The sequence below is a fragment of the Microbacterium yannicii PS01 genome (assembly GCF_000304335.1).
GTDB lineage: Bacteria > Actinomycetota > Actinomycetes > Actinomycetales > Microbacteriaceae > Microbacterium > Microbacterium yannicii_A.
Genome location: NZ_CAJF01000044.1, coordinates 1 through 25570, shown reverse-complemented (window position 1 = coordinate 25570; position 25570 = coordinate 1). Strand labels below are relative to the sequence as shown.

Sequence of the window (25570 nt, the reverse complement as noted above, 5' to 3'; positions counted from 1 at the left end):
GTCTCCGCCGTGGGCTTGGGGTGCAACAACTTCGGTCGCCCCGGCACCCGCACCGAGACGATCGACGGCACCCGCGAGGTTCTGGATGCCGCGATCGACGCCGGCGTCACGTTCCTCGACACCGCCGACATGTACGGGGGCGAGCCCGGCCTCTCCGAGACGCTCATGGGCGAGGCGCTGAAGGGCCGTCGGGATAGCGTGCTCCTGGCGACGAAGTTCGGGCATCAGGGCCGCGACATGGGCTATCCGGTCGCCGGGGCCAAGGCATCCCGCGCCTACGTGCGCCGGGCGGCCGAGGCATCCCTCACCCGTCTGCAGACCGACTGGATCGACCTCTACCAGCTGCACACGCCCGACCCGCAGACGCCCATCGAAGAGACGCTCGACGTGCTCGCGGACCTCGTGCGCGAGGGCAAGGTGCGGTACATCGGCCACTCGAACCTCGCGGGCTGGCAGATCGCCGAGGCGCACTACGTCGCCGCCGAGCGCGCCGGGGTGCCCTTCGTGTCGGCGCAGAACCACTACAGCCTGCTCGCGCGTGCTGCCGAGCGCGAGGTGCTGCCGGCGGTGCGGCGCTTCGGCCTCGGATTCCTGCCGTACTTCCCGCTGCACAACGGTCTGCTGACCGGCAAGTTCACGCGCGACCACGCGCCCGCCGACTCCCGCATCATGCGCCAGCGTCAGCACGTGTGGCACGAGGCGCCCTGGGACGCGCTGGAAGAATATCGCGCGTTCTGCGACGACCGTGACATCACGATGCTGGAGGCGACGTTCGGATGGCTGCTGTCGCGGCCGTCGCTCGCGAGCGTGATCGCCGGTGCGACCAGTCCCGAGCAGGTGCACGGCAACGCCGCGGCCGCGACGGCCTGGCAGCCGACGACCGAGGACCTGGCACGGATCGACGAGCTCTTCCCCCTCCCGGAAGACCCGGGAGCCCGCGTCTGACTGCGATCGACGGAGGCTTCGCCGACGGCGCACGCGCCGTATGGCGCGGAGGCGGCCGGCGGCGAACACACTAGGATGTGAGGACGCGGAGCCGACCGGCCCCGACGCCGCAGGATCGGAGAGGACAGCGCGTGGTCGAGATCTCCACCCGGTCCCGGACCGTTGCGGTTCCCGGCGGCGGAGAGCTCGAGCTGTCGTGGGCGGCGGCCACCGACACCGGCCGGCGGCGCGAGGTCAACCAGGACGCCGTGTTCGCGGAATTCCCCCTGTTCGTCGTCGCCGACGGCATGGGAGGCCATGTCGGTGGTGAGATCGCCAGCGCTCGGACGATCGAGCGCTTGAGCGCCGTCGCCGAAGCGGGCCACGTCACGCCGAAGACGATCGAGAAGGCGCTGGCCAAGGCCGTCAAAGACATCGCCGCCCACCCCGAGGCCACCGACGACGGAACCGGCACGACGGTGACCGGAGTCTTCCTCGACACCCACGGCGACGCCGCCCACTGGGTCACCCTCAACATCGGCGATTCCCGTGTCTACCTGCTGCGCGACGGCACGATCGTGCAGATCACGACCGATCACTCCGTCGTTCAGGAGCTCGTCGCGGCCGGACGGCTGAGCCCCGAGGAAGCCGAGAACCACCCGTACGGCAATGTCATCACGCGCGCAGTGGGTCCCAGCGACGGGGTCGAGCCGGACTACGTGCGCCTCGACGTGCTCGAGGGCGACCGTTTCGTGATCTGCTCGGACGGGCTCACGAAGGAGCTCACCGACTACGGCATCCGTCACTTCCTCGACGAGAACCGCGACCCCGCCGCTGCGGTGACGGCGATGCTCGAGGCGGCGCTCGAGAACGGCGGGCGCGACAACATCACCGTGATCGTGCTCGATGTCGGGAACCCCCATGCGGACGGCGTCGACGATGAGACCGGCGTGACGGGGGACACCGCGGAACTCGACATCGTGCCGGCCGGCGAGGCTGCCGCGGACGAGCCCGATACCGGCTCCTCCCCAGCTCGGGACTGACTCCCGCCCGTCCACAATCTCGCTGCTGCGCACTGCCTCCTGCGCCCAGCGCGGTGAAGTGGGGTGTGCGCACGATCCCAGCCCCTCATCGCTCCGCTCCCATGGCGGCCGCCTCCTCCCCGTCCGTGGGCCAGGACCCGTATGACGATGAGGTGCTGAGACTGCCCGCGGCGTGGTCGCCCCCACCTCGACCGCCGCTGCCCGTCGTCGCGGCCGTGGTCCCCCTGATCGGGGCAGTCGCGCTCTGGCTGGTCACGGGCTCGGTGCTGTCCTTGTGGCTGGCCCTCCTCGGCCCGCTGATCGCGGTCGCGACCATGGCCGACGCCCGACGGGCCGCCGGCCGAGATCGCCGCCGCGCAGACGCCGAAGCCGCCGCGGCCCGCGAGCGGGTTCGGGCGGCGATCGGTCGACGCCACGATGCGGAGCGCACGCGGCTCTGGGCCCGCCATCCGGACGTCGCGCGGCTCCTCACGCAGGATGAGGTGTGGCGCAGCGACCCCCGTGTGCCGGTGCTCGTCGCGGGAGCGGGCGAGTCGTCGAGCGGCCTGCGCGTGGTCGGCGGCGATGGCGACCCGGATGCCGCGGACCTGCGTCGCCGGGCCGCGCGACTGCGCGACGCGCCCGTCGTGGTCCCGGCGGAGGAGGGCGTCGTCGTCGTGGGCACCGGGGCTGGTGCCGCCGCCGTGCAACGCGCGCTCGTCCTGCAGCTGTGCCTGGCGCTGCCGCCCGGGGAGCTGCGCATCGTGGGGCCGCTGCGCGACGAGGCCGCGTGGGCGGAGGCGCTTCCGCACCGCGTGGCCTCGACGGGGCTCGCACTGGCGCTTGTCGGCCCGGGCCAGCAGGTACCGCCCGAGGCGGAGGTGGCGATCGCCCGGTGCCGCGCCGGCGATCCGCTGCCGCCGCGGTGCGGATCGGTCCTGACGGTGCGCGCGCCCGAGGCCGCGGTGCTCGAACGCGGCGGCGAACGGATCGCGGTGCAGGCCGAGGCGGTGGGCGAAGGGCAGGCCGCACAGCTGGCCGCTGATCTCGCCACGCGAGCCGAACGCACCCTCGGCCTCGTCCGGGGCGGGCGTGCGCCCGTCGCGTTGGCGCGCCTCCTGTCGTTCGCAGCGCCGGCGGACCGGGGGTCGCTGTCCGCCGTCATCGGGGTCGCGGGAGAGGAGCCCGTGCTGGTCGACCTCGTCGCGGACGGTCCGCATGCGGTGGTCACAGGCGTCACCGGCTCGGGCAAGAGCGAGCTGCTCATCACCTGGATCCTGTCGCTGTGCGCGACGCGGTCCACCGACGACGTCACCTTCCTGCTCGCCGACTTCAAGGGCGGCACCGCCTTCGACGGGCTTGCCGGCGTGCCGCACGTGACCGGGGTGATCACCGACCTCGACGGCACCGGCGCACGTCGCGCGATCGAGAGCCTGCGGGCCGAGCTGCGCCACCGCGAGGCGGCGATCACCGGCGTCGGCGCGCGTGATCTGCTCGACCCGCGGGTGCAGCTGCCGAGACTCGTGGTCGTGGTCGACGAGTTCGCGGCGCTGCTCGGCGACCATCCCGAGCTGAGCGCGCTGTTCACCGACGTGGCCGCCCGCGGGCGAGCGCTGGGCATCCACCTGATCCTCGGGACGCAGCGAGCGACGGGTGTCATCCGCGACAGCCTGCTGACCAACTGCCCGCTGCGGGTCAGCCTGCGCGTGACCGATCCGGCCGACAGTCGCGCGTTGCTCGGCACCGACGAGGCGGCGCGTCTTCCGGGAGGGGCGGAGGGACGCGGGCGTGCCCTGGTCCGCCGTGCCGGCGACGCCGCGCCGCAGCACGTCACGATCGCCCTGTCGGGCCCGACCGACGTCGCGGCGGCCGAGGCTTGCGCGGGCGAGGGCACGCCGCGCCGGCCCTGGCTCCCCGCCCTGCCGCTTCGGATCTCGCTCGACGAGTTGTCTGCGCACGGGTCGTCGGCCGACACCCTGCCCGGCGTGCTGCGGCTCGCACTCGCGGACGAGCCCGATCGTCAGCGCCAGCGCGTCGTCGGGCTGGCGCCGTCCGACCGCGGGCTGCTCGTCGTGGGCGGCGCCGGCTCCGGCGTCACCAACACCATCGATCTCGTCGCCGCCCAGGCGCACGCTGCTCTGGAGCGCGTGCCCGCCGACGCGGAGGGCACGTGGGATGCCGTCGCCCGCCTCGCCGAGACGATGCCGGCGCCCGGTTCGGTGATCGTCGTCGACGACCTGGACGCTCTGACCGTGCGGCTCCCGCCCGAGTACGGCCAGGTCGTCCTGGAACGACTCGAGGCCGTGGTGCGGCGGGCGGGGGACCACGGCGTGCGGGTCGTGGTGGGCGCCCATCGGATGACGGGAGCAGTCGCGAGGGTGGCCGACCTCCTGCCGCATCGGCTTCTGCTGCGCTACGCGAATCGATCTGACCATACGGCGGCCGGCGGCGACCCCTCCTCGTTCGACCGGGAGGCCCGACCTGGCCGTGGCAGCTGGGACGGCGTGTCCGTGCAGGTCGCGCTGGCCCCGCAGCGAGCGCATCCCCCGACCGATCGGCAGCCGCCGTGGCATCCGGTCGCGCGGCTCACCGGTTTCGTCGCGCGCCGGTCACCCGCGGCGCGCGAGGCGACTGAGGTGTGGTCCTCCACAGGGGCGCGGATCGTCGACCTCGACGGCTACACGGCCGATCCCTCCGTGGCGGCCGGCGGCCGCACGGTGCTCGTCGGAGAGCCGGACGACTGGCAACGGCACTGGCGTCTCCTCTCCGACGTGCGGGGGGACCACGATCTGGTCGTCGACTCGTCGTGCGCCTCCGAGCTGCGAGTGCTCACCGGCCTGCGCGAGCCGCCGCCGTACTGCGAGCCCGGCCGGAGGCGCGCGTGGCTCCTCGCCGCCGGGTCCGCGCCCGTCCGTATCGTCCTTCCGGACGAAGATGTCCGGGCGAATCGTCACGGCGGTGCGTATTGATACTGCCGCCCGGGACGCTTAGCGTCGCTGAGGTGACCACAACCCCGATCGACCTTCAACGCCCGGAAGGCAAAGGACTCGCTGCCGGAACGCTGGGTTTGTGGGGATCCACCGTCATCGGCCTCGCCTCCACCGCGCCGGTGTACTCCCTCGTCGCGACGCTCGGCTTCGTCGTGCTCGCCGTCGGCGCGCAGGCGCCCATCGCGTTCGTCATCGCCTTCATCCCGATGCTGTTCATCGCCTTCGCGTATCGCGAGCTGAACAACGACGTCCCCGACTGCGGCACCACGTTCACGTGGGGCACCAAGGCCTTCGGCCCGTGGGTCGGGTGGATGGGCGGTTGGGGAGTCGCGGTGGCGGGGATGGTCGTGCTCGCGAACCTCGCTCAGATCGCCGGCATCTACTTCTGGGCACTCATCGACGGGATCGCCGGCAATGCCGAGGGTTCTCTTCTCTCGGAGAACGTCCCGCTCGTCACCGCCACCGGTGTCGTCTTCATCGCGGCGATGACGGGGGTGAGCTGGCGCGGTGTCGAGATCGGCGAGCGCATCCAGAACGTGCTGCTGGCCATCCAGTATCTCGCGCTCGCCGTGTTCGTCGTCGCCGCTCTGTGGCACTTCTTCGTCGGCACCGCGCCCGACCCCACTCCGTTCGACTGGTCGTGGTTCAACCCGTTCGGGTTCGCCGAGTGGGGCGGATTCGTCGAGGCCGTCCTGCTCGCACTGTTCATCTATTGGGGATGGGACACGTGCCTCGCCCTCAACGAAGAGACCAAGGATCCCAAGCGGATCCCGGGTCGCGCGGCACTGCTGACGACGGTGATCCTTCTCGTCACCTACGTCGGGGTCACCATCGCCGCGATGATGTACGCCGGGCTCGGCGAAAGCGGCACGGGACTGGGCAACGAGGCGAACGCCGATGACTTCTTCCTCGCCATCAAGGACGGCCTGCTCGGCCCTCTCGGCTGGGTGCTCGTGGTCGCAGTCATGATCTCGGCGATCTCGTCGACGCAGACGACCATCCTTCCCACCGCCCGCGGAACGCTGTCGATGGCCGCCTACAAGGCGCTGCCGCGCCGCTTCGCGTCGGTGCACCCGCGCTACAAGACGCCCTCGTTCTCCACGCTCGTGATGGGCGTCGTCGCGATCATCTACTACATCGGCATGACGCTCATCAGCGACAACATCCTGCAGGACTCGATCCTGTCGCTCGGGCTCGCGATCGCGTTCTACTACGGGATCACCGGCTACGCGTGCGTGTGGTACTTCCGACGGGTGCTCTTCTCGTCGGCGAGGAACTTCTTCTACAAGTTCCTGTTCCCGCTGCTGGGCGCGCTGATGCTCACCTACGCGTTCGTCCAGTCGTTGATCGACATGTACGACGTCGACTACGGCTACACGGTCCTCCTCGGCATCGGCGGCACGTTCGTCTTGGGCGTCGGCTCGCTCGCGTTCGGTGTGCTGCTGATGCTCCTGTGGTTCGCGTTTCCGAGGGCGAAGGCCTTCTTCCGCGGCGAGAGCCTCAACCGCGACACGCCCGTCCTGGTCCCGGAGGACCCCGCCGACTTCAGCCGGTCCATCGACGGCGGCCTGGCCTGACCTTCGCACCAGGCGAGCGGATGCCGAGAGCCCCGGACTCCTCGGAGTCCGGGGCTCTTCCGTTCCCGGGCGTCAGCGCAGCGCGTCGGCGAGGGAAGCGAGGGGGAGATCGTGCGCCGTCGCGACACCCGGATTGACCACCGTGCCATCGACGGTGTTCAGGCCCGCGGCGAGCGACGCATCCGCCCGGAGGGACTCCCTCCAGCCGCGGCGCGCGATCTGGCGGATGTAGGGGAGCGTGGCGTTGGTGAGGGCCGACGTCGACGTGTTGGGCACCGCGCCCGGCATGTTGGCCACGCAGTAGAAGACGCTGCCGTGCACGGGAAAGGTCGGGTCGGCGTGGGTCGTGGGATGCGTGTCCTCGAAGCACCCGCCCTGATCCACGGCGATGTCGACGAGGACCGAGCCCGGCCGCATGCGAGACACCATCTCGTTGGTGACCAGCTTGGGTGCCTTCGCGCCCGGGATGAGCACCGATCCGATGACGAGGTCGGAAGCCACCACGGCACGGTCGAGGTCGAGCGGGTTCGACGCTGCCGTCTTGACCCTGCCCTGGAAGTGGTCGTCGAGGTAACGGAGCCGCTGCACGTTCGTGTCGAAGACGGTGACGTCGGCTCCCATGCCGGCCGCGATCACGGCGGCGCTCGCGCCCGCGACACCGCCGCCGATGATGGTGACCGCAGCGGGGCGGGTGCCCGGCACGCCGGACAGGAGCAGGCCCAGCCCGCCTGCGGACCGCATCAGCGTCGAGGCGCCCACCATCGGCGCGAGCCGGCCGGCGACTTCGCTCATCGGGGCCAGGAGGGGGAGCCCGCCGCCGGTGGCCTGCACCGTCTCGTACGCGATCGCGGTGACTCCGTCGGCGATCAGCCGCTCGGTGAGCGCGCGATCGGCGGCCAGATGCAGGTACGTGAAGAGCACGAGGTCATCGCGGAAGTGCCCGTACTCGCTCGCGATGGGCTCTTTGACCTTGAGCAGCAGCTCGGCGCGCGCCCACACCTCGGAGGCCTCGTCGAGCAGGACCGCACCGGCGGCCTCGTACTCGGCATCCGGCATGGACGATCCGAGGCCGGCGCCGGTCTGCACGAAGACCTCGTGACCGGCGGCGACGAGGTCGTGCACGCCCGCGGGAGTGAGAGCCACCCGGTACTCGTTGTTCTTCACCTCGGTGGGGACGCTGATCCGCATCGTGTGATCCTTTCCGCTCCGCCGTTGGAGCGCTCGGGCTCCTGGTGGGAGCGCCTCTAGAAGGCGGGGCGGATGGCCCCGACGACGTGCCCGCCACCGGAGACGGCCAGCGAGAGCTTCGACATCGCGTCCGCCACATCCGCGGCTGCCAGCGCACCACGGCGCTCGAGCAGCCTCAGAGCGACGGCGGTGGCAGCGCGCCCGCTGCCGTCGAGAATCTTGAGGGCGACGGTCGTGCCGTCAGGGGCGACCATCACCATGACGCCCTCGGCCCCGCCCTTGGCGAAGACCCCCAGGCGCTCGATCGCGACGGTGTCGGCGCGACCCGGTCCGTCGATCGTCCACGGGTGCGCCCGCACGGCCTCGACGAGGGCGCCGGCGCTGCGGTGAAGGGCGAACGGCGAGGTCTTCGAGGCGGTGCCGATGCGGTGGATCGCCCGGGCGAGGCCGAACAGGGTCACGGCGTACACCGGTGCCCCGCAGCCGTCGATGGCCATGGCCGATGCCCTCTCGCCCACGAGCCGCTCGATGACGTCGCGGATGTGCGCCTGCAGCGGGTGCTCGGGGTCGAGGTACCCGGCCGGGTCCCACCCGTTCACGACGCACGTCAGCAGCATCGCGGCGTGCTTGCCCGAGCAGTTCATGCGGATGCGCGAGGGCTGGCCCAGTTCACGCACGATCTCGTCGCGCGTCGTGGTGTCGTTCGGCCACGCCGGCGGGCAGCCGAGGGCGTCCTCGCCGAGCTGCGCTGCGGCGAGGATCTCGCGCACCACGGCCACGTGGCGGTCGGTGCCGGAGTGGCTGGCGGTGGCGAGGCCCAGACGTTCGCCTTCGAGCGGGGCCCCTGCCGCGAGGCATGCGAGCGCCTGCAGCGGCTTCAGGCTGGAGCGGGGGAGGACGAGCGCCGACGGGTCGCCGATCTTCTCGGCGATGGTGCCGTCGGGAGCCAGGACGATGGCGATGCCGGCGTGCCGCGACTCGATGAAGCCGCTCCGTTCGACGACGGCCAGCTCGACGGCATCGGCTGCGGCGAAGGTGTGCGGCACCCCGCCAGCCTACCGCCGAGGACGGGCCCTTCCCGCATGACAGACTGTGCACATGTGGGGAGAGCATCGATACTCCGTCCGGACCACGTGGACCGGCGACCGGGGCACCGGCACCTCCGGATATCGCGACTACGACCGTGCGGTGAGCATCGAGATCGACGGAAAGCCGGCGCTCCTGGCCTCCTCCGACAAGCCGTTCCGGGGCGATCCCTCCCGATGGAACCCCGAGGACATGCTGCTGGCGGCCCTCAGTGAATGCCACCTGCTGTCGTACCTGCATGCCTGTGTGCAGGCGGGCGTGACCGTCGTCGGCTACGAGGACGAGGCATCCGGTCTCATGGTGGAGGACGGGCGCGGCGGGGGAGCGTTCCGCGAGGTGGTGCTGCGCCCGCGCGTGACCGTGGCCGACGCGTCGATGACGGATGCCGCCGCCGCCGCCCACGCGCAAGCTCACGCCTGGTGCTTCATCGCGAACTCGGTGAACTTCCCGGTGCGCCACGAGCCCACGATCGCCGTCTCTGCGCCCTCACCTGGCCCCTGAGCCTGCCGAGGGACCTGAGGCGCCGAAGCCCTGCGTCTTTGAGCTTGTCGAAGGGCCCCTGAGCGTGCCGATGCCCTGGGTCCCTGAGCTTGTCGAAGGGCCCCCGAGCGTGCCGAAGCCCTGGGACCCTGAGCTTGTCGAAGGGTCAGCGGCGCTCGTGCGGGAGGACCTGCTTGATGCGCTCGATCGGGTTGTGCGCGGGCACCTCGTTGTAGGCGTTCGCCAGCTCCTGCCCCGAGAGCGCGTGGATCGCCGCCATGATGTCGTCGGTGGCGAGCCGGCGGGCGCGGCCGGACGTGGCGGGACCGTGGTGACTCAGGTCGAGCGGCTCGCCGAACTTCACCGAGATGCGCTGGTTCAGCGTCGGGACCTTGGCGCCGACCGGCATGACCAGGTCGGTGCCGACGAGGCCCACCGGGACGACGGGGGCCCCCGTCTGCAGAGCGAGGAAGGCGACGCCGGTGCGGCCCTTGTACAGGCGGCCGTCGAGCGAGCGCGTGCCTTCGGGGTACAGCGCCACGGCGTTGCCCTGCTCGAGCAGGGCGCGCTGCTGATCGAGCGCGTCGAGCGCGGCCTGGCCGGCGCCGCGGTGCACCGGGATGGCGCCGATCGAGGTGAAGAACTCCTTCGAGAGCCAGCCTCCGATGCCCTTGCCCTCGAAGTAGCTGGACTTGGCGAGGAAGTGCACGGGGCGAGGCGCGGCCACCGGGATCGCGATCGAGTCGATGAACGACAGGTGGTTGCTGGCGAAGATCACCGGGCCGGACTTCGGGACGTTTCCGCGGCCCTCGACCCGCGGCCGGTAGACCAGGCGGGCGAGCGGCGTGATGACGAAACGGCCCAGCGCATACGTGGAGCCCATGCGGTGCACGGGCTCGGTCTCGTCCTCGGCGGCGGCGTCGTCGGCGTCGGGCACGAGGTCGGAAGTCACCAATCGAGGGTACTCCCGATTCCATTCCGGTATCGGCATGCCCCTTTCCCAGCCGGGACAAAGCAAAGATGCGACAGGATGGGGGTTCCGCCTTCCCCGACCTGAGGTTCTTTCGTGCGCATTCGCCCGCTTGCCGCCCTGTCCGTCGCCGCGCTGTCGGCCGTACTGCTCGCGGGCTGCACGACGCCTTCGGAGCCCGACGCCAGCGCCTCTCCCTCCGCCAGCGCCGCCGTCGACCTGTGCGACGCGCAGGTGGCCTCGGGCCCCGAGACCGAGTCGGTCACGGTCGAGGGCGAGGTCGGGCAGAAGTCCACGGCGACGTTCACGGCTCCCCTCGAGGTCACCGAACTGCAGTCGACCATCGTCGAAGAGGGCTCGGGCGACCCGGTCGCCGCCGGCGACCTGGTCACACTCGGCTTCAGCGCCTACAGCGCCGAGACGGGCGAAGAGCTCGGCTCGTTCGGCTACGCCGACAGCCCGCAGCTGCCGCAGCAGATCTCGGCCGAGAGCGCTCTGGGGCAGATGTTCGGCTGCGCGACGCCCGGCACGCGCGTCGTCGCGGCCTTCCCGGCCAGCGCCGAGGCGGCCGGCGAGGTCTACATCATCGACCTCATCGACGTCGTCCCCAGCGCCGCATGGGGCGAGGAGCAGGAACCGGCCGACGGGATGCCGACGGTCGAACTCGCCGACGACGGCCAGCCGTCCGTCACGCTGCCGGAGGGCGACATCCCGACCGAGTTCGAGAAGGCCACCCTGAAGAAGGGCGACGGCGCGGTCGTCGCCGCAGGCGACCAGGTGCTGGTGCAGTACCACGGGGTCTCGTGGAACACCGGCGAGGTCTTCGACGAGAGCTGGGGCGCCGCCCCGTTCGGCTTCACGGTGGGCAGCGGCGTCGTGCAGGGATTCACGGATGCCGTTCTCGGCGAGACCGTCGGCTCACAGGTGATCGCAGTGCTGCCGCCGTCCGTCGCCTACGGCGAGGGCGAGATCACGGACGCCGACCTCAAGGGCCAGACCCTCGTGTTCGTCGTCGACATCCTGGGCTCCGCTCCGCCGGTCACCCAGTAGCCCTGATCGGTCGGGCGCGCGCCGACACGCGCAGCCGCCCCGATAGGCTGACCGCGTGCGGCGCGTCCTCCTTCTCGGCTCGACAGGCTCCATCGGCACGCAGGCCCTGGACGTGATACGCGCGAACCCGCGCCGGTTCGAGGTGGTCGGCCTCGCCGCGGGCTCGGACCGCCCGACCCTCGCAGCGCAGGCCGCGGAGTTCGGCGTCGAGCACACCGCCCTGGGTGCGGCCGAGGCCGAGCAGCTGGTGCGGGATGTCGAGGCCGACGTCGTGCTGAACGGCATCACCGGCTCGGTGGGCCTCGGCCCGACGCTCGCAGCGCTGGAGTGCGGCCGCACTCTGGCGCTGGCGAACAAGGAGTCTCTGATCGTCGGCGGGGACCTCGTCACCGCCATCGCGAAGCCCGGCCAGATCGTGCCCGTCGACTCCGAGCACTCCGCGCTCGCGCAGGCATTGCGGGCGGGGGAGCGCAGCGAGATCCGCCGGCTCGTGGTGACGGCATCCGGCGGTCCGTTCCGCGGACGCCGTCGCGAGTCGCTCGCCGATGTGACACCCAGCGAGGCGCTCGCTCACCCGACCTGGAACATGGGCCGGGTGGTCACGACCAATTCGGCGACGCTGGTGAACAAGGGTCTCGAGGTCATCGAGGCGCACCTGCTCTTCGGCGTGCCCTACGGCGACATCGAGGTCGTCGTGCACCCGCAGTCGATCGTGCACTCGATGGTGGAGTTCGTCGACGGCTCGACGATCGCTCAGGCCTCACCTCCCGACATGCGGCTGCCGATCTCGCTCGGCTTGGACTGGCCGCACCGGGTCGCGGGCGTCGGCCGACCGTTGGACTGGAGAACGGCGTCGTCGTGGACCTTCGAGCCGCTCGACGACGACGCCTTCCCGGCCGTACGGCTCGCCAAGCAGGTCGGCCGGGCCGGCGGCACCTACCCTGCGGTGTTCAACGCCGCGAACGAGCAGGCCGTGGACGCGTTCCATGACGGACGCCTGAGCTTCCTCGGCATCCTCGATGTCGTCGAGCGGGTCGTCGACGCGCACGAGCCGCCCGCAGGGCTCACCCGCGAGTCCCTCGCCGAGGCCGAGGCGTGGGCCCGCCGCACGGCAGACAGGAGCATCCTCGCGCAGGGGTAGCTTCGCGCCCCGAGAACCCGCCCTTCTCGGGCAGGGTCAGGCTTCGGGGAACGCCGGCCGGAGGGGGTCGGATGCCGGGGTGTCGTGCTCCGGGTACGGCACCGGCCAGTGCGGCTCGGGGACGGGCCAGCCGGCGGCGCGCAGCGCACGGCGGGACAGCTCGCGCGCCGAGTAGGGCGTGCGCACTCCCCGGATGTCGCGATAGTCCTGGTGACCCGGGCCCGCCCAGAGGATCGCATCTCCGTCGCCGACCAGTCGGACCGCCTCGATGATGGCGCGCTCGGGGGGCGAGTACTCGTGGATGTCGGCGTCGGGACGCGCCCGGCGGGCACCCTCGATCAGGGTCGCGCGGATCGTGTCGGGGTTCTCGTTGCGGGGGTGGTGATCGGTGACGACCAGGATGTCGCTGCCCTGCACCGCCGTGCGGCCCATGTCGTGCCGCTTGGTCGCATCGCGGTCGCCGTCGGCGCCGAACAGCATGACCACGCGCCCGGGCGTGACGCGGCGGACAGCCGCGAGCGTCTTCTCGAAGGCGTCGGGGGAGTGGCCGAAGTCGACGTAGACGGCCGGGCCGGTCTCGCCCGAGACCAGCTCGGTGCGCCCCGGCAGGTAGGCCTCGATGCGCTGTCCGTCCAGCGCGCCGGCGAGACGCTCCCAGTCGTAGCCGCCCTCGAGGATCATCACGATGGCCAGACCGGCGTTGGCGGCCATATGCCGGCCGATCACGGGCACGAGGGTCGTCAGCGAGCGGCCGTCGCGGCTCGTGAGCCGGAACTGCGTGCCGATCGGCCGCTCGTCGAGGATCTCGACGACCCAGTCGGCGGCGGCCGCGGCATCCGGATCCGAGGCGAGTGCCGGTGTGCCCACCGTCACCGTGGGCACGTCGCTGCGGGCGACCACCTCTGCGCCGGGCTCGGAGTCGATGCAGACCACCGCGCGGCGGGCGCGGTCGGGCCGGAACAGCGGAAGCTTCGCCTCGAAGTACTCGCGCATGTCGGCGTAGTCGTCGAGGTGGTCGTGCGTGAGGTTGGTGAAGCCCGCGACGTCGAAGACGATGCCGTCGACCCTGCGGCGGCTGAGCGCCTGCGCGCTCACCTCGACCGCGACGGCTTCGACGCCGCGCTCGCGCATGAGCGCGAGGAGTGCGTGCATCTCGTAGGCCTCGGGGGTGGTCAGTCGTGAGACGACCACCTGCCCGGCGATATGGCGCTCGGCGGTGGAGGAGAGCCCCGTCGTGACGTCGAGCTGCCCGAGGATCCCCTCGAGCAGGTGCGACACGCTCGTCTTGCCGTTGGTGCCCGTCGTGCCGAAGAGGAGGGGCAGGTCGTCGTCGCGGCCCGTGCTGTACACCCAGGCCGACAGGTCGCCCAGCGCGCCGCGAGGGTCGTCGACCAGGACGACGGGAAGGCCGCTCGCGGCTGCCACGTCGGCTCCGGCGGCATCGGTGACCACGGCGACGGCCCCCTTGTCGGCTGCCGCGCGAGCGAACTCGGCGCCGTGCCGGTTGACGCCCTTGACGGCGACGAAGACGTCGCCCGGCCGCAGGTCGGCGGTCGCGAGCGTGATGCCGGTGAGGGTCGCGCTCGACACGTCGCCGCGCACGTCGGTGGCGAAACGCGCCGCGAGATCCGCGAGGGAATGGGTCGGCGGCGCGTCCGGGCGGAGCACGGGGGGAAGGTTCGAGGGCGCGTCAGTCGGCATGGCGCATCCATCCTCTCATCCGGTGCGCCGCGCGCCGTGCGGGTGCGGGGAGGACGCGTCGCGCCCTCCCCGCACGCCGGCGTCAGGCCTTGCGCCGTCCGCGCACCAGTGCCACCACCAGCGCGGCTACGCCGGCCAGGAGAGCACCGGCGGCGAGCCAGCGCGCGACGGGGTCGGCCTCTGTGGCGCTCGCGGCGGAGGTATCGGAGGCGGCGGCCGCCGGCTCCTCGTCGGAGGCCTCGTCGTGACCGTGACCGGCGGTGTCGGTGGGTTCTCCCACCTCGACGACGGGAGCGGGCGCCTCGAGGTCGTGCGGGTCCTCGCCGTCTTCGGCGATCTCGGTCCACGCTGTCTCGCCCGTGACGCAGGTCTGCGTCACGGGGAACGGGATCGAGGTGCCCGCGGCGGACTCGTCGAACAGGACGTCCATCGAGACGCCGGCCTTCAGGCCGTCCTCGACGGGCGTCTCCGCGGTGTAGATCACCCGGGTCGGCACGCCGTCGGCGCCCGCCTCGCGCGTGATCGTCCAGCCGCCCTGCACGGCGGGCGTCGCGTTGCCGACGCCCTCCGGGATGTCGATCAGGAGCGCCGTCGTCGCAGACCCGTCGCAGCCGTGCGAGAACGAGAACGTGAGGGTCTGCGAGCCGCCGGCCGACGCGGTGGACGGGTCGACGTGCACGTGCGCGGAGGCGGCGAGCGGGGCACCGAGGGCGAGCGCGAGCCCGGCCGCCGAGCCGATGACGATCCGGCGGGTGCGCGTGACAGGAGAGAAAGGGGAAACGGAGGTCATGTCGGTTCTTTCGTCTTCGAGAGCACGCGCGACGATCCGCCTGCGCGTGCAGGGATGGGGAAGACACCGGTCGCGTTGCCCCGGCCGCTGCGGCGGACGGAGTGCTCCGGTGCGGAAGGCGGCCCCGGAAGCCTCAGAGGGCTGGAGCCGCGACGACAGCCGGCGGACCCCGCCGTGACAGACCCGAGAGGACGACGCGCGCCGGGCGCGCGGTGATGCGCGGCGGTGCCGCAAGCGATCGCGGGACGGACGGCAGCGGCGCGAGGGCGCGGACGCGGGCGAGCAGCGAGCGGATGCCGCGGCCCAGAGCACGCAGCATCCGCTCGCCGACGTACAGGGCGAGCGCCGTCAGGATCGCGGCCAGCACGTGGCCGGCGAACATCGGCGCATCGGGCAGGAGGACGCCGCCGGCTCCGCCTCCGCCGAGCGGCGAGAGGTGGTGGCCGTGGATGCCCGAGGCTGCGGCCGGGTCGGCGCCGGCCGTGACGGCGAACGCGACGTGGAACAGGGCCTGGCTCGCCACCACGGTCGCGACCAGGCGCCACGCCCGCAGGCGCCGGCCGATCAGCGCGACGGCGAACGGGGAGGCGAGGATGCCGACGGCCGCGACCATCGAGGGGGCAGGTGCGCCGCCGCCGGCCAGCGTGTGGGCGGTGGCGGCGAGGACGGTCGCGATCCACGCGGCGGCGGCGCCTCGCAGGGCGCGCACGTGGCGTGGGGTCACGATTCCTCCTCGGCACGAGCCTATCCGCATCCGATCACGGCCAATTCCTAGGACGGCGCGGGTACCGTGAGCGTGTGGAAGCTCTCGCGTTCGTCATCGGCGTCGTGCTCATGGTCGTGGGCCTCGCCGTCTCGATCGCCCTTCATGAGCTCGGTCACCTCTGGCCCGCCAAGCGCTTCGGCGTGCGGGTCGGGCAGTACATGATCGGATTCGGTCCCACGCTGTGGTCGCGCCGCATCGGCGAGACGCAGTACGGCGTCAAGGCGATCCCGCTCGGCGGATACATCTCGATGGCGGGCATGTATCCGCCGTCTCCGGCCCTTCGACAGGCTCAGGGGCCGGGGCAAGAGGCCCAGGGGCCGGGGCGAGAGGCCCAGGGGCGCTCGGCCAGGAATGGGCGCGCCGGCGGCGGCTTCTTCGCGACGATGGTGCAGGACGCCCGGGACGCGAACGACGAGACGCTGCACGGCGACGCCGATACGCGAGTGTTCTACCGGCTGCCGATCTGGAAGCGCATCGTCGTGATGCTCGGCGGGCCGCTCATGAACCTCCTGTTCGCGATCGTCCTGTTCGCCATCCTGTTCTCGGGGATCGGCGTGCAGACCGCGTCGACCACTGTCGCCTCGCTCTCGGAGTGCGTCCCCGCCTCGAGCGAGGCCGCGTGCGCGGCATCCGATCCCGATGCGCCGGCCGTCGACGCCGGGATCCAGCCGGGTGACCGGATCCTCTCGATCGATGGGCAGGAGGTCGCTGACTTCGCCGAGGCGACCGCTCTGATCCAGGCCTCGCCGGGACAGTCGTTGACCCTGCTCATCGAGCGGGACGGCGAGGAGCAGACGATCACCGTCGTCCCCGCGGCCGTGGCGGGCGGGGTCGTCGACGCGTCATCGGACGACGAGGTCGGGTTCGTCGGCATCCGTCCCGCCTACCAGTTCGTGCCCCAGCCCATCTGGGAGGGCCCCCGCGCCGCGATCGAGAACGTCGGCGCGGTCGCAGGGATCATCTGGCAGCTGCCTGTGCGGGTGTGGGACACCGCAGTGAGCCTGGTCACCGGTCAGGAGCGTGACCCGAACGGTCCGCTGAGCATCGTGGGCGCCGGCCGGCTCTCGGGCGAGGTCGCCGCCGCGGAGGCGCCGATCCTGAATCGCGTCTCCGGGTTCCTCTCGCTGCTGGCTTCGCTGAACATCGCACTGTTCGTGTTCAACATGGTCCCGCTGCTGCCCCTGGACGGCGGGCACATCGCCGTCGCGCTGTGGGAGGGGATCAAGCGCGTGTGGGCGAAGGTGTTCCACCGGCCGCCCCCGAAGCCGGTCGACGCGACCAAGCTCGTGCCCCTCACGTTCGTCGTCGTCATCGCGCTCATCGCGATGGGCGGGGTGCTGATCCTCGCCGACATCTTCAACCCGGTCTCGCTCTTCTGAGGAAATTCTCGAGGAGCTGTCGAAAACGGGCTTGTCCGTTCGCTGTGGGGATGAAACGGTTCCACTGACGAAAGGACGCGACCGTGAAGTACGTGCTCATGTTCACCAGCAATCCCGAGCTCGACGCGCAGGTTCCCGAGGAGCGGCTGCAGGCCGACTACGCCCGCATCTACCAATGGTTCGAGGAGAACGCCGCGCACATCGCGGACGGCGGCGCGGAGCTGCAACCGCTCGAGACCGCCACCACCGTCAAGTACGGCGAGAGCGGCACCGTCGTGGTCGACGGGCCCTTCTCGGAGGCCAAGGAGGTCATCGGGGGCTTCAGCATCATCGACGTTCCCGATATGGACGCCGCCATCGCCCTGGTCCGGTCCTGGCCGTCGCTCGAGCTGCCGGGCTCGGCCGTCGAGATCCGTCCCATGGTGACCGATTACGGCCAGTTCGAGTAGTGACCGACTCGGTCCCCGCGCCCCCTCCCGACGCCCTCGGCCCGACGTCCGGAGCCTCCGGGCGCGGGGACCCTGCCGCGGCATCCGATCTGCTCCTCTCGCGCGTGGTGCGCGAGGAGTCCGGACGCATCGTCGCCGCCCTCGCCGCCTCGCTCGGCAGTCTCGACATCGCCGAGGAGGCGGTGGCCGAAGCCGTCGAAGAGGCGCTGCGCGCCTGGCGGAGGAACGGCATCCCGCCGAACCCGGGTGGATGGCTGACGCAGGCCGCTCGCCACAACGCGCTCGACCGCCTGCGTCGCGAGAAGCGGTATCGCGAGAAGCTGTCCGGCATGGTGCCGGGCATCGCAGCGGGCGCTCCGGCCGCCGAGCTCTCCGGGCCGGATCCGGGGGACGACGCCGACGAACGGCTGCCGCTCCTGTTCGGCTGCTGTCACCCCGCGCTGTCGCCCGAGGCGCAGCTGGCGCTGACGCTGCGCGCGGTCTGCGGCCTCACCACGGCGCAGATCGCCCGTGCCACGTTCAGCACCGAGCCGGCGACGGCTCAGCGCATCGTCCGAGCCAAGCGGAAGATCGGCGCCGCCGGCATCCCGCTGCGGATCCCCGAGGGCCCAGAGCGGGCACAGCGCCTCGACCTCGTGCTCACGATCGTCTCGGTCATGTACAACGAGGCCCACTTCGTCACGGGCCAGGGCGCCGCCGCGGACCGCGACCTCGCCGAGGACGCGCTGTGGCTGGCGGGCGTGGTCGCGGCGGCGCTGCCCCGTGAGCCGGAGGCTCATGGCCTGCTCGCGCTGCTGCTGTTCCATCGCGCGCGCGAGTCGGCACGGTCGGTGGACGGCGATCTCGTGCTGCTCGCGGATCAGGACCGGTCGAAGTGGGACGCCGGCCTCATCGCCCGTGCTCGTGCCGAACTGGAGCGGGCGGCTCGCCTTCGACGCCCCGGTCGCTGGCAGCTGCACGCCGCCGTCGCGGCGTGTCATGCGGATGCCGAGACCTCCGCGGCCACCGACTGGCTGCAGGTTCTTGTGCTGTACGACCTGCTGCTCGGCCATGACCCGTCACCGGTCGTGCGGCTCAACCGGGCCGTGGCTCTGGACCGCGTCGGTGCGCCCGCCGCCGCGCTGAAAGAGACGGACGCGCTCGCCGGCGATCTGGACCGCGCGCATCTGTGGCACGCCGTGCGCGCGCATCTGCTGCGCCGGCTCGGCCGCGACGACGAGGCGCTCGCCGCCGACCTCCGGGCGCTCGAGCTCACTGCGAACGACGCGGAGCGCCGACTGCTCGCCGCACGCGCCGGCCGGTGACCCGCGCCCGAGCGGCGAGTCAGGCGCCGACGGGCGAGAGGGCGTGGTCGACGAGACGGCGCAGCGTCGTCATCCCATCGCGGGACAGGATCGATTCGAGGTGGCCCTGCACCGACGCATAACCGGGGCCCCGGAGTGCGTAGACATCCCCCGTGGCAGGGTCGGCTGCGACCTCGGTCTCACCGACCTGCGACACGCCCGCCGGAACGTGCGCGGTGAAGGTGTTGTAGAAGCCGATCGAGGCCGGAGTGCCGAAGAGATCGACGGTCTTCTGCAGGCCCTGGTGCGGCGCCGCGAGGGGTGTGAGGCCCAGCCCGAGCCCGTGAGCCAGGATCTGATGGCTCAGGCAGACGGCCAGGAGCGGACGGCCCGAGGCACGCCGGCGCGCGACGACGGCGCGCATGCGCTGCATGCGCGAGCTCACCGGATCGCGGGGATCGCCGGGTCCTGGGCCCGACACCACCAGTTCGGCGGCATCGATCTGCTCGTCGGTGACCTCGCTCCACGGCACGATGCCGACGTCGAGGCCGAGGTGCCGCAGCTGGTGCGCGAGCATCGTCGTGAAGCGGTCTTCGGCGTCGACGACCAGCGCCGATCGGCCGGCGAACGGCCCCGGCTCGGTCGCCCCCTGCGGATTCAGCCAGAACTCGGCGAGCCGCGCGTTGCGCGAGGCGAGCAGCGAGGCGATCGCGGGGTCGTCGGCCAGGCGCCGGGGCTCGGCGGCGGGCTCGTCCTCGTCGACGGCGGCCCCGGCTGCGGCGGCATCGGTCGCGGCGGCGGCGGCCGTCGCGCGCTCTGCCGCGGCATCGCGCGGGACGGCGCCGATCGCACCCAGCACTCCCGCCGCCTTTCCGTGCGTCTCGCCGACCTCACCGTACGGGTCGGAATGGCGCACGAGCGTGGCGCCCACCGGCACCCGCAGGCGGCCGTCCTGCAGGTAGGCCGTGCGGATGAGGATCGGAGCGTCGAGGTCGTGCGTCGGCTCGCCGGCCCTGTCCTGGCGCGGCGTCCCTTCGAGGGGTCGGGGAGTGAACAGCGCGGCGACCCCGGAGTAGTAGCCGCGCGGCGTGGTCTCGTGGCGCGTGATCACGGTGCAGGCGTTCTGCATCGGTGATCCCGTCACCGTCGGCGCGAACATGGTCTCGCGCAGGATCTCCCGCGGATCGTGCCGGCTGCGACCGCGCAGCACGTACTCGGTGTGCGTCAGGCGCGACATCTCTTTGAGGTGCGGGCCGGTGATGCGCCCGCCGTCGGAGCAGACCGCGCTCATCATCTTGAGCTCTTCGTCGACGACCATGAAGAGCTCTTCGGTCTCTTTGGTCGACTCGAGGAAATCGGTGAGCGCCTGCGTCGTCGCCCCTCCGTCGGGGTGGCGGAAGGTTCCCGAGATCGGGTTCATCGTCACCACGCCGTCCCGCGCGCTCACGTGGGCCTCCGGGCTGGCGCCCACCGCCACATGGCCGGGCGTGACGACGGCGAACGTCCAATAAGCCCCGCGCTCGTGCTCGAGCAGAGCACGGAACCACGTGAGGGCGGCGGTCGCGGCATCCGTCGGCACTCCCGCGGTGAAGTCGCGCCGGATCACGAAGTTGGCGCCCTCGCCGCGTCCGATCTCGTCCGCGATCACGCGGCGGACGATCTCGGCGTAGTCCTCGTCGGCAATGTCGAAGCCGGCGTCTTCGAGGGGAACGGGTGCCGTCGGCAGCTGCGCGAGCGCATCGTCCCGCGCGATGGTGGTGCGTTCGCCGACGATGAGGCAGCGCAGCGGGGCGCCGTCGTCGTGGCACTCGAACCCGCGCTCGCGCACCTGACGGAACGGCACGAGGGCGAGCACCTCGCGTGCCTTCCCGTGCTCGTCGATCAGCGGGATGTCGCCGAGGAGGTCGACGTCGACGACGTCGCCGGTGAGCAGCTCGACGGTCCGGCCGTCGCGCGCGATGAGGGCGAACGGGATGCCGCTGGCAGCGATCTCTGGAATCGAGGGGTGGGAGGGCCCGGTCATAGCTCTGGAGTCTTTCGTCGTGGGGCGGTGTCCCGTACGAAAAAGAAGACCGCCCTCGGGGGCGGTCGGAGTCGCGCGAAACCCACCGCCTACGCGGTGAGCCACCAGGTGAGGTGTGCGGACATGGGCCGAACCTACCACAGCGCGGTTCGGCCACGCCCGCCGCCGTCTCAGCGGGTGGCGCGCTGGATGATCTGCTCTCCGTGCCGCCACCCGACGGTCTCGTAGCCGACGACGACGACCGCCGGTGCGCAGGCGATCAGCAGCAGCGCGGTGCCCAGCGAAGCGCCGAGCGACACCGCGACGACGCTCGCCGCGAGGGCTGCCACCGAACCCAGGTAGAGGTAGATGTTGAACGGGTCGAACTGCATCACGGTGACGGCGTAGGTCCCGAAGAGGAACGTCAGGTACACCAGCACCGGGATGGCGATGCTGAGCACGGCGAACGTGGCGTCGACGTGCGCATGGTGAGAGATCACGTTGGCGGCCACGTGCAGCCCCGCGCCGACGGCCACGAGGGAGCCGAAGATGAACAGGTGCAGGTAGCCCCACGGGAAGCCTCGCCAGCGATGCCGCTCCAGCACATCGCCGAACGGGATGACGAAGTAGTTCCACCACATCCCGAAGGCGAGCGCGGTGCCGCCGAAGGCGATGATCCCCGCCTCCAGCGACCACCCCTGCTCTTCGATGACCGCCGAGATCGCGAGGATCGTGCCGAGGATGACCTCGCCGAGCGTGATGATGATGAGCAGTCCGTAGCGCTCGGCGATGTGATGCGGGTGCCACGGCGTGGCCCCGAACCGCTTCTCGGCGAAGAGCGGTCCGGCCAGCTCCAGCAGCATGAGGATCGTCGTGAAGACGAGCGTGATGCCGACGGGCAGGCTGAGGAAGATGAGCGCGATCCAGCCCAGCTGCGCGATGGAGATGTTGACGATGTAGGCGAGCGCCGTCTTGCGGCGAGCCTCGTCGTGGCGCGCGGCGCGGATCCACAGGGCAACGGTCGCGACGCGCATCACGACGTATCCGGCGACCACCACCGTGTTGTCGACGTGGTGGCCCTCTTCGATCGAGTGGAAGACGTCGGGCACGCCGAGGGCGACGATGAGGACGCCGACCATGACCACGAGAGTGGCCACCCGGAAGAAGATGTCGTCGGTGTCGTACGCCGAGGCGAGCCAGGAGTAGTTGATCCACGCCCACGTCACCGCGAACGTGCCGACGGCGAAGCCGATGACGGCCGTCGAGACGTGCCCCAGCTCGAGGTAGTGGGCCGTCTGACTCCCGATCTGACTGAACGCGACGACGAAGACGAGGTCGAAGAGCAGCTCGAGCGGTGTGGCGGCACGGTGCGCCTGATGCGGGTCGCGCCCGGTCATGCGCGTCAGACGGTGGCTCAAGCTCATGGCGGGAAGATACACCGTGCGCCTCTCGGGTCGGGGACGCAGCATCCGATCACCGTCCGGCCAGCCCGCGCACATCCAGCCCGCGTAGGGTGGAGGACGTGCCAGCCGTGAATCTCGGGATGCCCAAGGTCCCCGAAACTCTCGCCCCCCGCCGCAAGAGCCGACAGATCAAGGTCGGCAAGGTGCTCGTCGGGGGCGACGCGCCGGTGAGCGTGCAGTCGATGACCACGACGCCGACGACGAACATCAACGCCACCCTGCAGCAGATCGCCGAGCTCACCGCGTCGGGCTGCGAGATCGTGCGGGTCGCCGTGCCGTCGCAGGACGACGCCGACGTGCTGCACATCATCGCCAAGAAGAGCCAGATCCCGGTGATCGCCGACATCCACTTCCAGCCGAAGTACGTGTTCCAGGCGATCGACGCGGGATGCGCCGCCGTTCGGGTGAACCCCGGCAACATCCGCAAGTTCGACGATCAGGTGGGCCAGATCGCCAAGGCCGCCAAGGACGCCGGTGTCTCCCTGCGGATCGGTGTGAACGCCGGATCGCTCGACCCGCGACTGCTCCAGAAGTACGGCAAGGCGACCCCCGAAGCGCTCGCCGAGAGCGCGCGGTGGGAGGCGAGCCTGTTCGAGGAGCACGACTTCCACGACTTCAAGATCTCCGTGAAGCACAACGACCCGGTCATCATGGTGCAGGCCTACCGCCTGCTCGCCGGGATGGGGGACTGGCCGCTCCACCTCGGGGTGACCGAGGCCGGGCCCGCGTTCCAGGGGACCATCAAGAGCGCCACGGCCTTCGGCATCCTCCTCGGAGAGGGCATCGGTGACACCATCCGCGTGTCGCTGTCGGCGCCGCCCGCAGAAGAGGTGAAGGTCGGCCACCAGATCCTGCAGTCCCTGAACCTGCGCGAGCGCAAGCTCGAGATCGTGTCGTGCCCGTCCTGCGGTCGCGCTCAGGTGGACGTCTACACGCTCGCCGACAACGTCACCGAGGGTCTCAAAGACATGACGGTTCCGCTGCGCGTCGCCGTCATGGGCTGCGTCGTCAACGGGCCGGGCGAGGCTCGCGAAGCCGACCTCGGGGTGGCCTCGGGCAACGGCAAGGGACAGATCTTCGTCAAGGGGCAGGTCATCAAGACCGTGCCCGAGGCGGATATCGTCGCGACGCTGATCGAGGAGGCGAACCGCATCGCCGACGAGATGGGGCCGAACGCTCCCGCCGGCACCGCCCAGGTCCTCACGTCCTGACACTCTCGCCCATCCGCGCCGTCCGCGTGGGAGCTTCAGTCAGGACCCGGCAGCGGTCAGGCTCTCCCGCAGCCCGGTGACGAGCAGACCCACGCCGAAGGCGAACTCGGCCTCGGCGGTGTCTTTGCTCGGATCGGCGGAGTCGGAGCCGCGGATGCCGAGGCTGTCGAACTGCATCTTCTGCTGTTCGTGCGACACATGGCCCAGGACGAAGTGCAGCAGCGTGGTCGTGGCGCGTCGCACCGTGAGATCGTCGAAGCCGCCGATCGCGATCGCCTGGCTCAGTCGGTCGCGCGCCGCCGTCGCCCCGAGCCCGAGGGCGATCGTGCTCGCGACGACTTCGGCGCCGTCGCGGTGGGACAGCAGTGCCTCGCGGAGAGCGAAGGCCTGCGTGGTCAGGTGCGAACCCCAGTCGGATCCCGCGGAAGCGGGAGCGGGTGCCGGGGCGACGATCCGGTCGGAGAGCTCGGCGAGCAGGCTCTGCTTGCTGGGGAAGTGCCAGTAGAGAGCGCTGGGCTGAACCTCGAGCGCGGCGGCGAGCCGGCGCATCGTGAGATCGGGAAGGCCGTACTCGTCGAGGATCCGCAGTGCCTCGCGGGCGACGTCGTCGCGCGAGTGTCCCCGCCCGGCTCCCGCTCTCGTCACGCCGCCAGTATAGTGAACGCTGTTCAGGTGAACACCGTTCAGGATGCTGTCGCGCGAAGGAACTCCATGGTCACGCCCTCCCCGTCAGATCGCGCCCGCTGGGCTCGGCGCCCCATCGACGCGACGGACCTCGCTCGCGTCGCCGTCTTCGCGGCGATCATCGCCTTCCTCGGGCTGCCCGGCGGCTTCACGCTTTTCGGGTCGGTTCCCATTACCGCGCAGACGCTGGGCGTCATGCTCGCCGGCGCCGTCCTCGGCCCCTGGCTGGGCGCTCTCTCGGTCACTGTCGTGCTGGCGCTCGTCGCCGTCGGGCTGCCGCTGCTGGCCGGCGGCCGCGGCGGCATCGGCGTGTTCTTCGGACCGTCCGCCGGATACCTGGCCGGCTGGATCGTGGGAGCGATCGTCATCGGTCTCATCGTGCACGCCGGTGGCCGCAGACCTGTCGTCTGGCGAACCCTCGTCGGAGTCGTGACAGGCGGCATCCTGGTCGTCTCTGCGATCGGAGTGCCGGTTCAGAGCCTCATCACCCGACTGCCCCTGGCCGAGACGGCGCTCACAAGCCTGGTCTTCCTGCCCGGCGACGCGGTCAAAGCCGTGCTCGCGACGCTCATCGTCACGACGCTCGTGAAGGGATACCCGCGGGCGTTCCGCAGGGAATGGACGGCCACGCCTGCGGTGTCGCGCCGCGGCGAACCGGCGCGCGTGCCGTGATCGTCCCGATCGTCGGGGATGGCCCGGACCTCCTGGACACGCTCCGCGACATTCGTGAAGCGGGGGACGTGCCGCTCGTGGGCGATCGCCGACTCCCGGCGGCCCATTGGTCCGCGTTGGCCGCTCTGGCCGCGGAGGCGGAGCTTCCCGACGATGCGGCATGGGCGACACTCACCTCCGGCTCGAGCGGCACGCCCCGCATCGTCGTTCGCAGCGCCGCGTCGTGGGAGCGCTCGTTCGGTGTCGTAGCGGCCCTTCTCGACGCCGGCGAGGACGCCGTCGTGAGCCTTCCCGCTCCGCCCTCCGCCTCGCTCACACTCTTCTCGCTCGCCCACGCGCTCGCCGGCGGCCCTCGCCCCAGACTCGAAGGGCTCACGATCGGCGGGTCCGGAATCGACGATCCGATGGCCTCCGACGTCACCTGCTTCCATGGGACGCCGCCGGCGCTGCGCGCCGTGCTCGACGCCGGTCCGCCGCCGAGGCTGCGCACGGCCCTCGTCGGCGGCTCGCACCTCGATGCGGCCCTTCGCCGCCGTGCGGAAGCAGCCGGTCTGCGCGTGACCGCGTACTACGGCGCGGCCGAGCTGTCGTTCGTCGCGCTCGACACCGGCGAGGGCCTCACGCCGTTCCCCGGCGTCGATGTCGAGGTGCGGGACGGCGTGATCTGGGTCCGGTCTCCGTTCGTCGCCTCAGGCTACATCGGCGCGGCCGGCCCGCTGCGCAGCGAGGACGGATGGTCCTC

At 71.4% G+C, this 25570-nt stretch carries 22 protein-coding genes; 13 read left to right on the top strand and 9 right to left on the bottom strand.

The features are described from left to right. From WYM_RS17765 to WYM_RS17750, 4 genes are all read left to right on the top strand, one after another. Positions 1–945, top strand: a 945-nt coding sequence (locus tag WYM_RS17765; protein WP_019182196.1) for an aldo/keto reductase, incomplete at its 5' end; no start/stop codon positions are given. Between the two features lie 131 nt (positions 946–1076). After that, complete coding sequence (locus WYM_RS17760) at positions 1077–1967, top strand: PP2C family protein-serine/threonine phosphatase (RefSeq protein ID WP_019182195.1); 891 nt, start codon at positions 1077–1079, stop codon at positions 1965–1967. Between the two features lie 101 nt (positions 1968–2068). Beyond that, the gene (locus tag WYM_RS20745) at positions 2069–4915 is read left to right on the top strand and encodes an FtsK/SpoIIIE domain-containing protein (protein ID WP_019182194.1); all 2847 of its coding nucleotides are present in this window, start codon (positions 2069–2071) and stop codon (positions 4913–4915) included. A 32-nt stretch (positions 4916–4947) separates the two neighbouring features. Continuing rightward, positions 4948–6513 carry an APC family permease gene (locus tag WYM_RS17750; protein WP_026059910.1) on the top strand — a complete coding sequence of 522 codons (1566 nt, stop codon included), beginning with the start codon at positions 4948–4950 and terminating at the stop codon, positions 6511–6513. 72 nt (positions 6514–6585) lie between these two features. Here WYM_RS17750 and ald read toward each other — a convergent pair whose 3' ends face one another. Then, on the bottom strand, positions 6586–7701 hold the full coding sequence (gene ald / locus WYM_RS17745) for an alanine dehydrogenase (RefSeq protein ID WP_019182192.1): 1116 nt from the start codon (positions 7699–7701) through the stop codon (positions 6586–6588). A gap of 56 nt (positions 7702–7757) precedes the next feature. Continuing rightward, positions 7758–8747, bottom strand: a complete 990-nt coding sequence (locus tag WYM_RS17740; RefSeq protein ID WP_019182191.1) for an asparaginase — start codon at positions 8745–8747, stop codon at positions 7758–7760. Positions 8748–8799: 52 nt separating this feature from the next. On the opposite strand from WYM_RS17740, the gene WYM_RS17735 reads away from it, so the two are divergent. Beyond that, positions 8800–9288, top strand: a complete 489-nt coding sequence (locus WYM_RS17735; protein ID WP_019182190.1) for an OsmC family protein — start codon at positions 8800–8802, stop codon at positions 9286–9288. A gap of 145 nt (positions 9289–9433) precedes the next feature. Here the strand turns inward: WYM_RS17735 and WYM_RS17730 are convergent, their stop codons facing one another. Then, positions 9434–10150, bottom strand: a complete 717-nt coding sequence (locus tag WYM_RS17730; protein WP_237739451.1) for a lysophospholipid acyltransferase family protein — start codon at positions 10148–10150, stop codon at positions 9434–9436. Between the two features lie 183 nt (positions 10151–10333). Here WYM_RS17730 and WYM_RS17725 point away from each other — a divergent pair, with 183 nt between their 5' ends. Both WYM_RS17725 and dxr read left to right on the top strand, forming a co-directional pair. Next, on the top strand, positions 10334–11287 hold the full coding sequence (locus tag WYM_RS17725; RefSeq protein ID WP_019182188.1) for an FKBP-type peptidyl-prolyl cis-trans isomerase: 954 nt from the start codon (positions 10334–10336) through the stop codon (positions 11285–11287). Between the two features lie 55 nt (positions 11288–11342). After that, complete coding sequence (gene dxr / locus WYM_RS17720) at positions 11343–12428, top strand: 1-deoxy-D-xylulose-5-phosphate reductoisomerase (RefSeq protein WP_019182187.1); 1086 nt, start codon at positions 11343–11345, stop codon at positions 12426–12428. A gap of 36 nt (positions 12429–12464) precedes the next feature. On the opposite strand, the gene WYM_RS17715 is transcribed toward dxr, so the two are convergent. From WYM_RS17715 to WYM_RS17705, 3 genes are all read right to left on the bottom strand, one after another. Further along, positions 12465–14129, bottom strand: a complete 1665-nt coding sequence (locus WYM_RS17715) for a Mur ligase family protein (protein WP_019182186.1) — start codon at positions 14127–14129, stop codon at positions 12465–12467. An 82-nt stretch (positions 14130–14211) separates the two neighbouring features. Then, positions 14212–14919 carry a DUF1775 domain-containing protein gene (locus tag WYM_RS17710; protein ID WP_019182185.1) on the bottom strand — a complete coding sequence of 236 codons (708 nt, stop codon included), beginning with the start codon at positions 14917–14919 and terminating at the stop codon, positions 14212–14214. A gap of 133 nt (positions 14920–15052) precedes the next feature. Next, the gene (locus WYM_RS17705; protein WP_157525342.1) at positions 15053–15643 is read right to left on the bottom strand and encodes a hypothetical protein; all 591 of its coding nucleotides are present in this window, start codon (positions 15641–15643) and stop codon (positions 15053–15055) included. A gap of 74 nt (positions 15644–15717) precedes the next feature. Between WYM_RS17705 and WYM_RS17700 the strand changes: the two genes are divergently transcribed. From WYM_RS17700 to WYM_RS17690, 3 genes are all read left to right on the top strand, one after another. Continuing rightward, positions 15718–17064, top strand: a complete 1347-nt coding sequence (locus WYM_RS17700; RefSeq protein ID WP_019182183.1) for a M50 family metallopeptidase — start codon at positions 15718–15720, stop codon at positions 17062–17064. An 83-nt stretch (positions 17065–17147) separates the two neighbouring features. Next, a complete protein-coding gene (locus WYM_RS17695) occupies positions 17148–17513 on the top strand; it encodes a YciI family protein (protein WP_019182182.1) in 366 nt (121 codons plus the stop codon). Beyond that, positions 17513–18817: an RNA polymerase sigma factor gene (locus WYM_RS17690; RefSeq protein ID WP_019182181.1), complete on the top strand. Its 1305-nt coding sequence runs from the start codon at positions 17513–17515 to the stop codon at positions 18815–18817. Before WYM_RS17695 ends, WYM_RS17690 begins: the two co-directional genes overlap by 1 nt. Before the next feature lie 19 nt (positions 18818–18836). Here the strand turns inward: WYM_RS17690 and WYM_RS17685 are convergent, their stop codons facing one another. Both WYM_RS17685 and WYM_RS17680 read right to left on the bottom strand, forming a co-directional pair. Next, entirely contained in the window at positions 18837–20819 is a 1983-nt protein-coding gene (locus WYM_RS17685; protein ID WP_019182180.1) for an anthranilate synthase family protein, read from the bottom strand. Between the two features lie 170 nt (positions 20820–20989). Beyond that, on the bottom strand, positions 20990–22222 hold the full coding sequence (locus WYM_RS17680) for a low temperature requirement protein A (protein WP_026059909.1): 1233 nt from the start codon (positions 22220–22222) through the stop codon (positions 20990–20992). 119 nt (positions 22223–22341) lie between these two features. Between WYM_RS17680 and ispG the strand changes: the two genes are divergently transcribed. After that, positions 22342–23472 (top strand): flavodoxin-dependent (E)-4-hydroxy-3-methylbut-2-enyl-diphosphate synthase, encoded by a 1131-nt coding sequence (gene ispG, locus WYM_RS17675; protein ID WP_019182178.1) that lies wholly within the window; start codon positions 22342–22344, stop codon positions 23470–23472. Between the two features lie 39 nt (positions 23473–23511). Here the strand turns inward: ispG and WYM_RS17670 are convergent, their stop codons facing one another. Further along, entirely contained in the window at positions 23512–24117 is a 606-nt protein-coding gene (locus tag WYM_RS17670; RefSeq protein WP_019182177.1) for a TetR/AcrR family transcriptional regulator C-terminal domain-containing protein, read from the bottom strand. A gap of 66 nt (positions 24118–24183) precedes the next feature. Between WYM_RS17670 and WYM_RS17665 the strand changes: the two genes are divergently transcribed. Continuing rightward, complete coding sequence (locus WYM_RS17665; RefSeq protein WP_019182176.1) at positions 24184–24828, top strand: biotin transporter BioY; 645 nt, start codon at positions 24184–24186, stop codon at positions 24826–24828. After that, a partial coding sequence (locus tag WYM_RS21275; RefSeq protein WP_019182175.1) for an AMP-binding protein occupies positions 24774–25570 on the top strand: 797 nt, incomplete at its 3' end. The genes WYM_RS17665 and WYM_RS21275, both read left to right, overlap by 55 nt.

Bases quoted from the DNA above. Each gene is read 5' to 3' on its own strand.
- WYM_RS20745 (WP_019182194.1), top strand. From the start codon at position 2,069: ATGGCGGCCGCCTCCTCCCCGTCCGTGGGCCAGGACCCGTATGACGAT.
- ald (WP_019182192.1), bottom strand. From the start codon at position 7,701: ATGCGGATCAGCGTCCCCACCGAGGTGAAGAACAACGAGTACCGGGTG.
- WYM_RS17735 (WP_019182190.1), top strand. From the start codon at position 8,800: ATGTGGGGAGAGCATCGATACTCCGTCCGGACCACGTGGACCGGCGAC.
- WYM_RS17730 (WP_237739451.1), bottom strand. From the start codon at position 10,150: ATGGGCTCCACGTATGCGCTGGGCCGTTTCGTCATCACGCCGCTCGCC.
- WYM_RS17715 (WP_019182186.1), bottom strand. From the start codon at position 14,129: ATGCCGACTGACGCGCCCTCGAACCTTCCCCCCGTGCTCCGCCCGGAC.
- WYM_RS17710 (WP_019182185.1), bottom strand. From the start codon at position 14,919: ATGACCTCCGTTTCCCCTTTCTCTCCTGTCACGCGCACCCGCCGGATC.
- WYM_RS17685 (WP_019182180.1), bottom strand. From the start codon at position 20,819: ATGACCGGGCCCTCCCACCCCTCGATTCCAGAGATCGCTGCCAGCGGC.
- WYM_RS17680 (WP_026059909.1), bottom strand. From the start codon at position 22,222: ATGAGCTTGAGCCACCGTCTGACGCGCATGACCGGGCGCGACCCGCAT.
- ispG (WP_019182178.1), top strand. From the start codon at position 22,342: ATGCCCAAGGTCCCCGAAACTCTCGCCCCCCGCCGCAAGAGCCGACAG.
- WYM_RS17665 (WP_019182176.1), top strand. From the start codon at position 24,184: ATGGTCACGCCCTCCCCGTCAGATCGCGCCCGCTGGGCTCGGCGCCCC.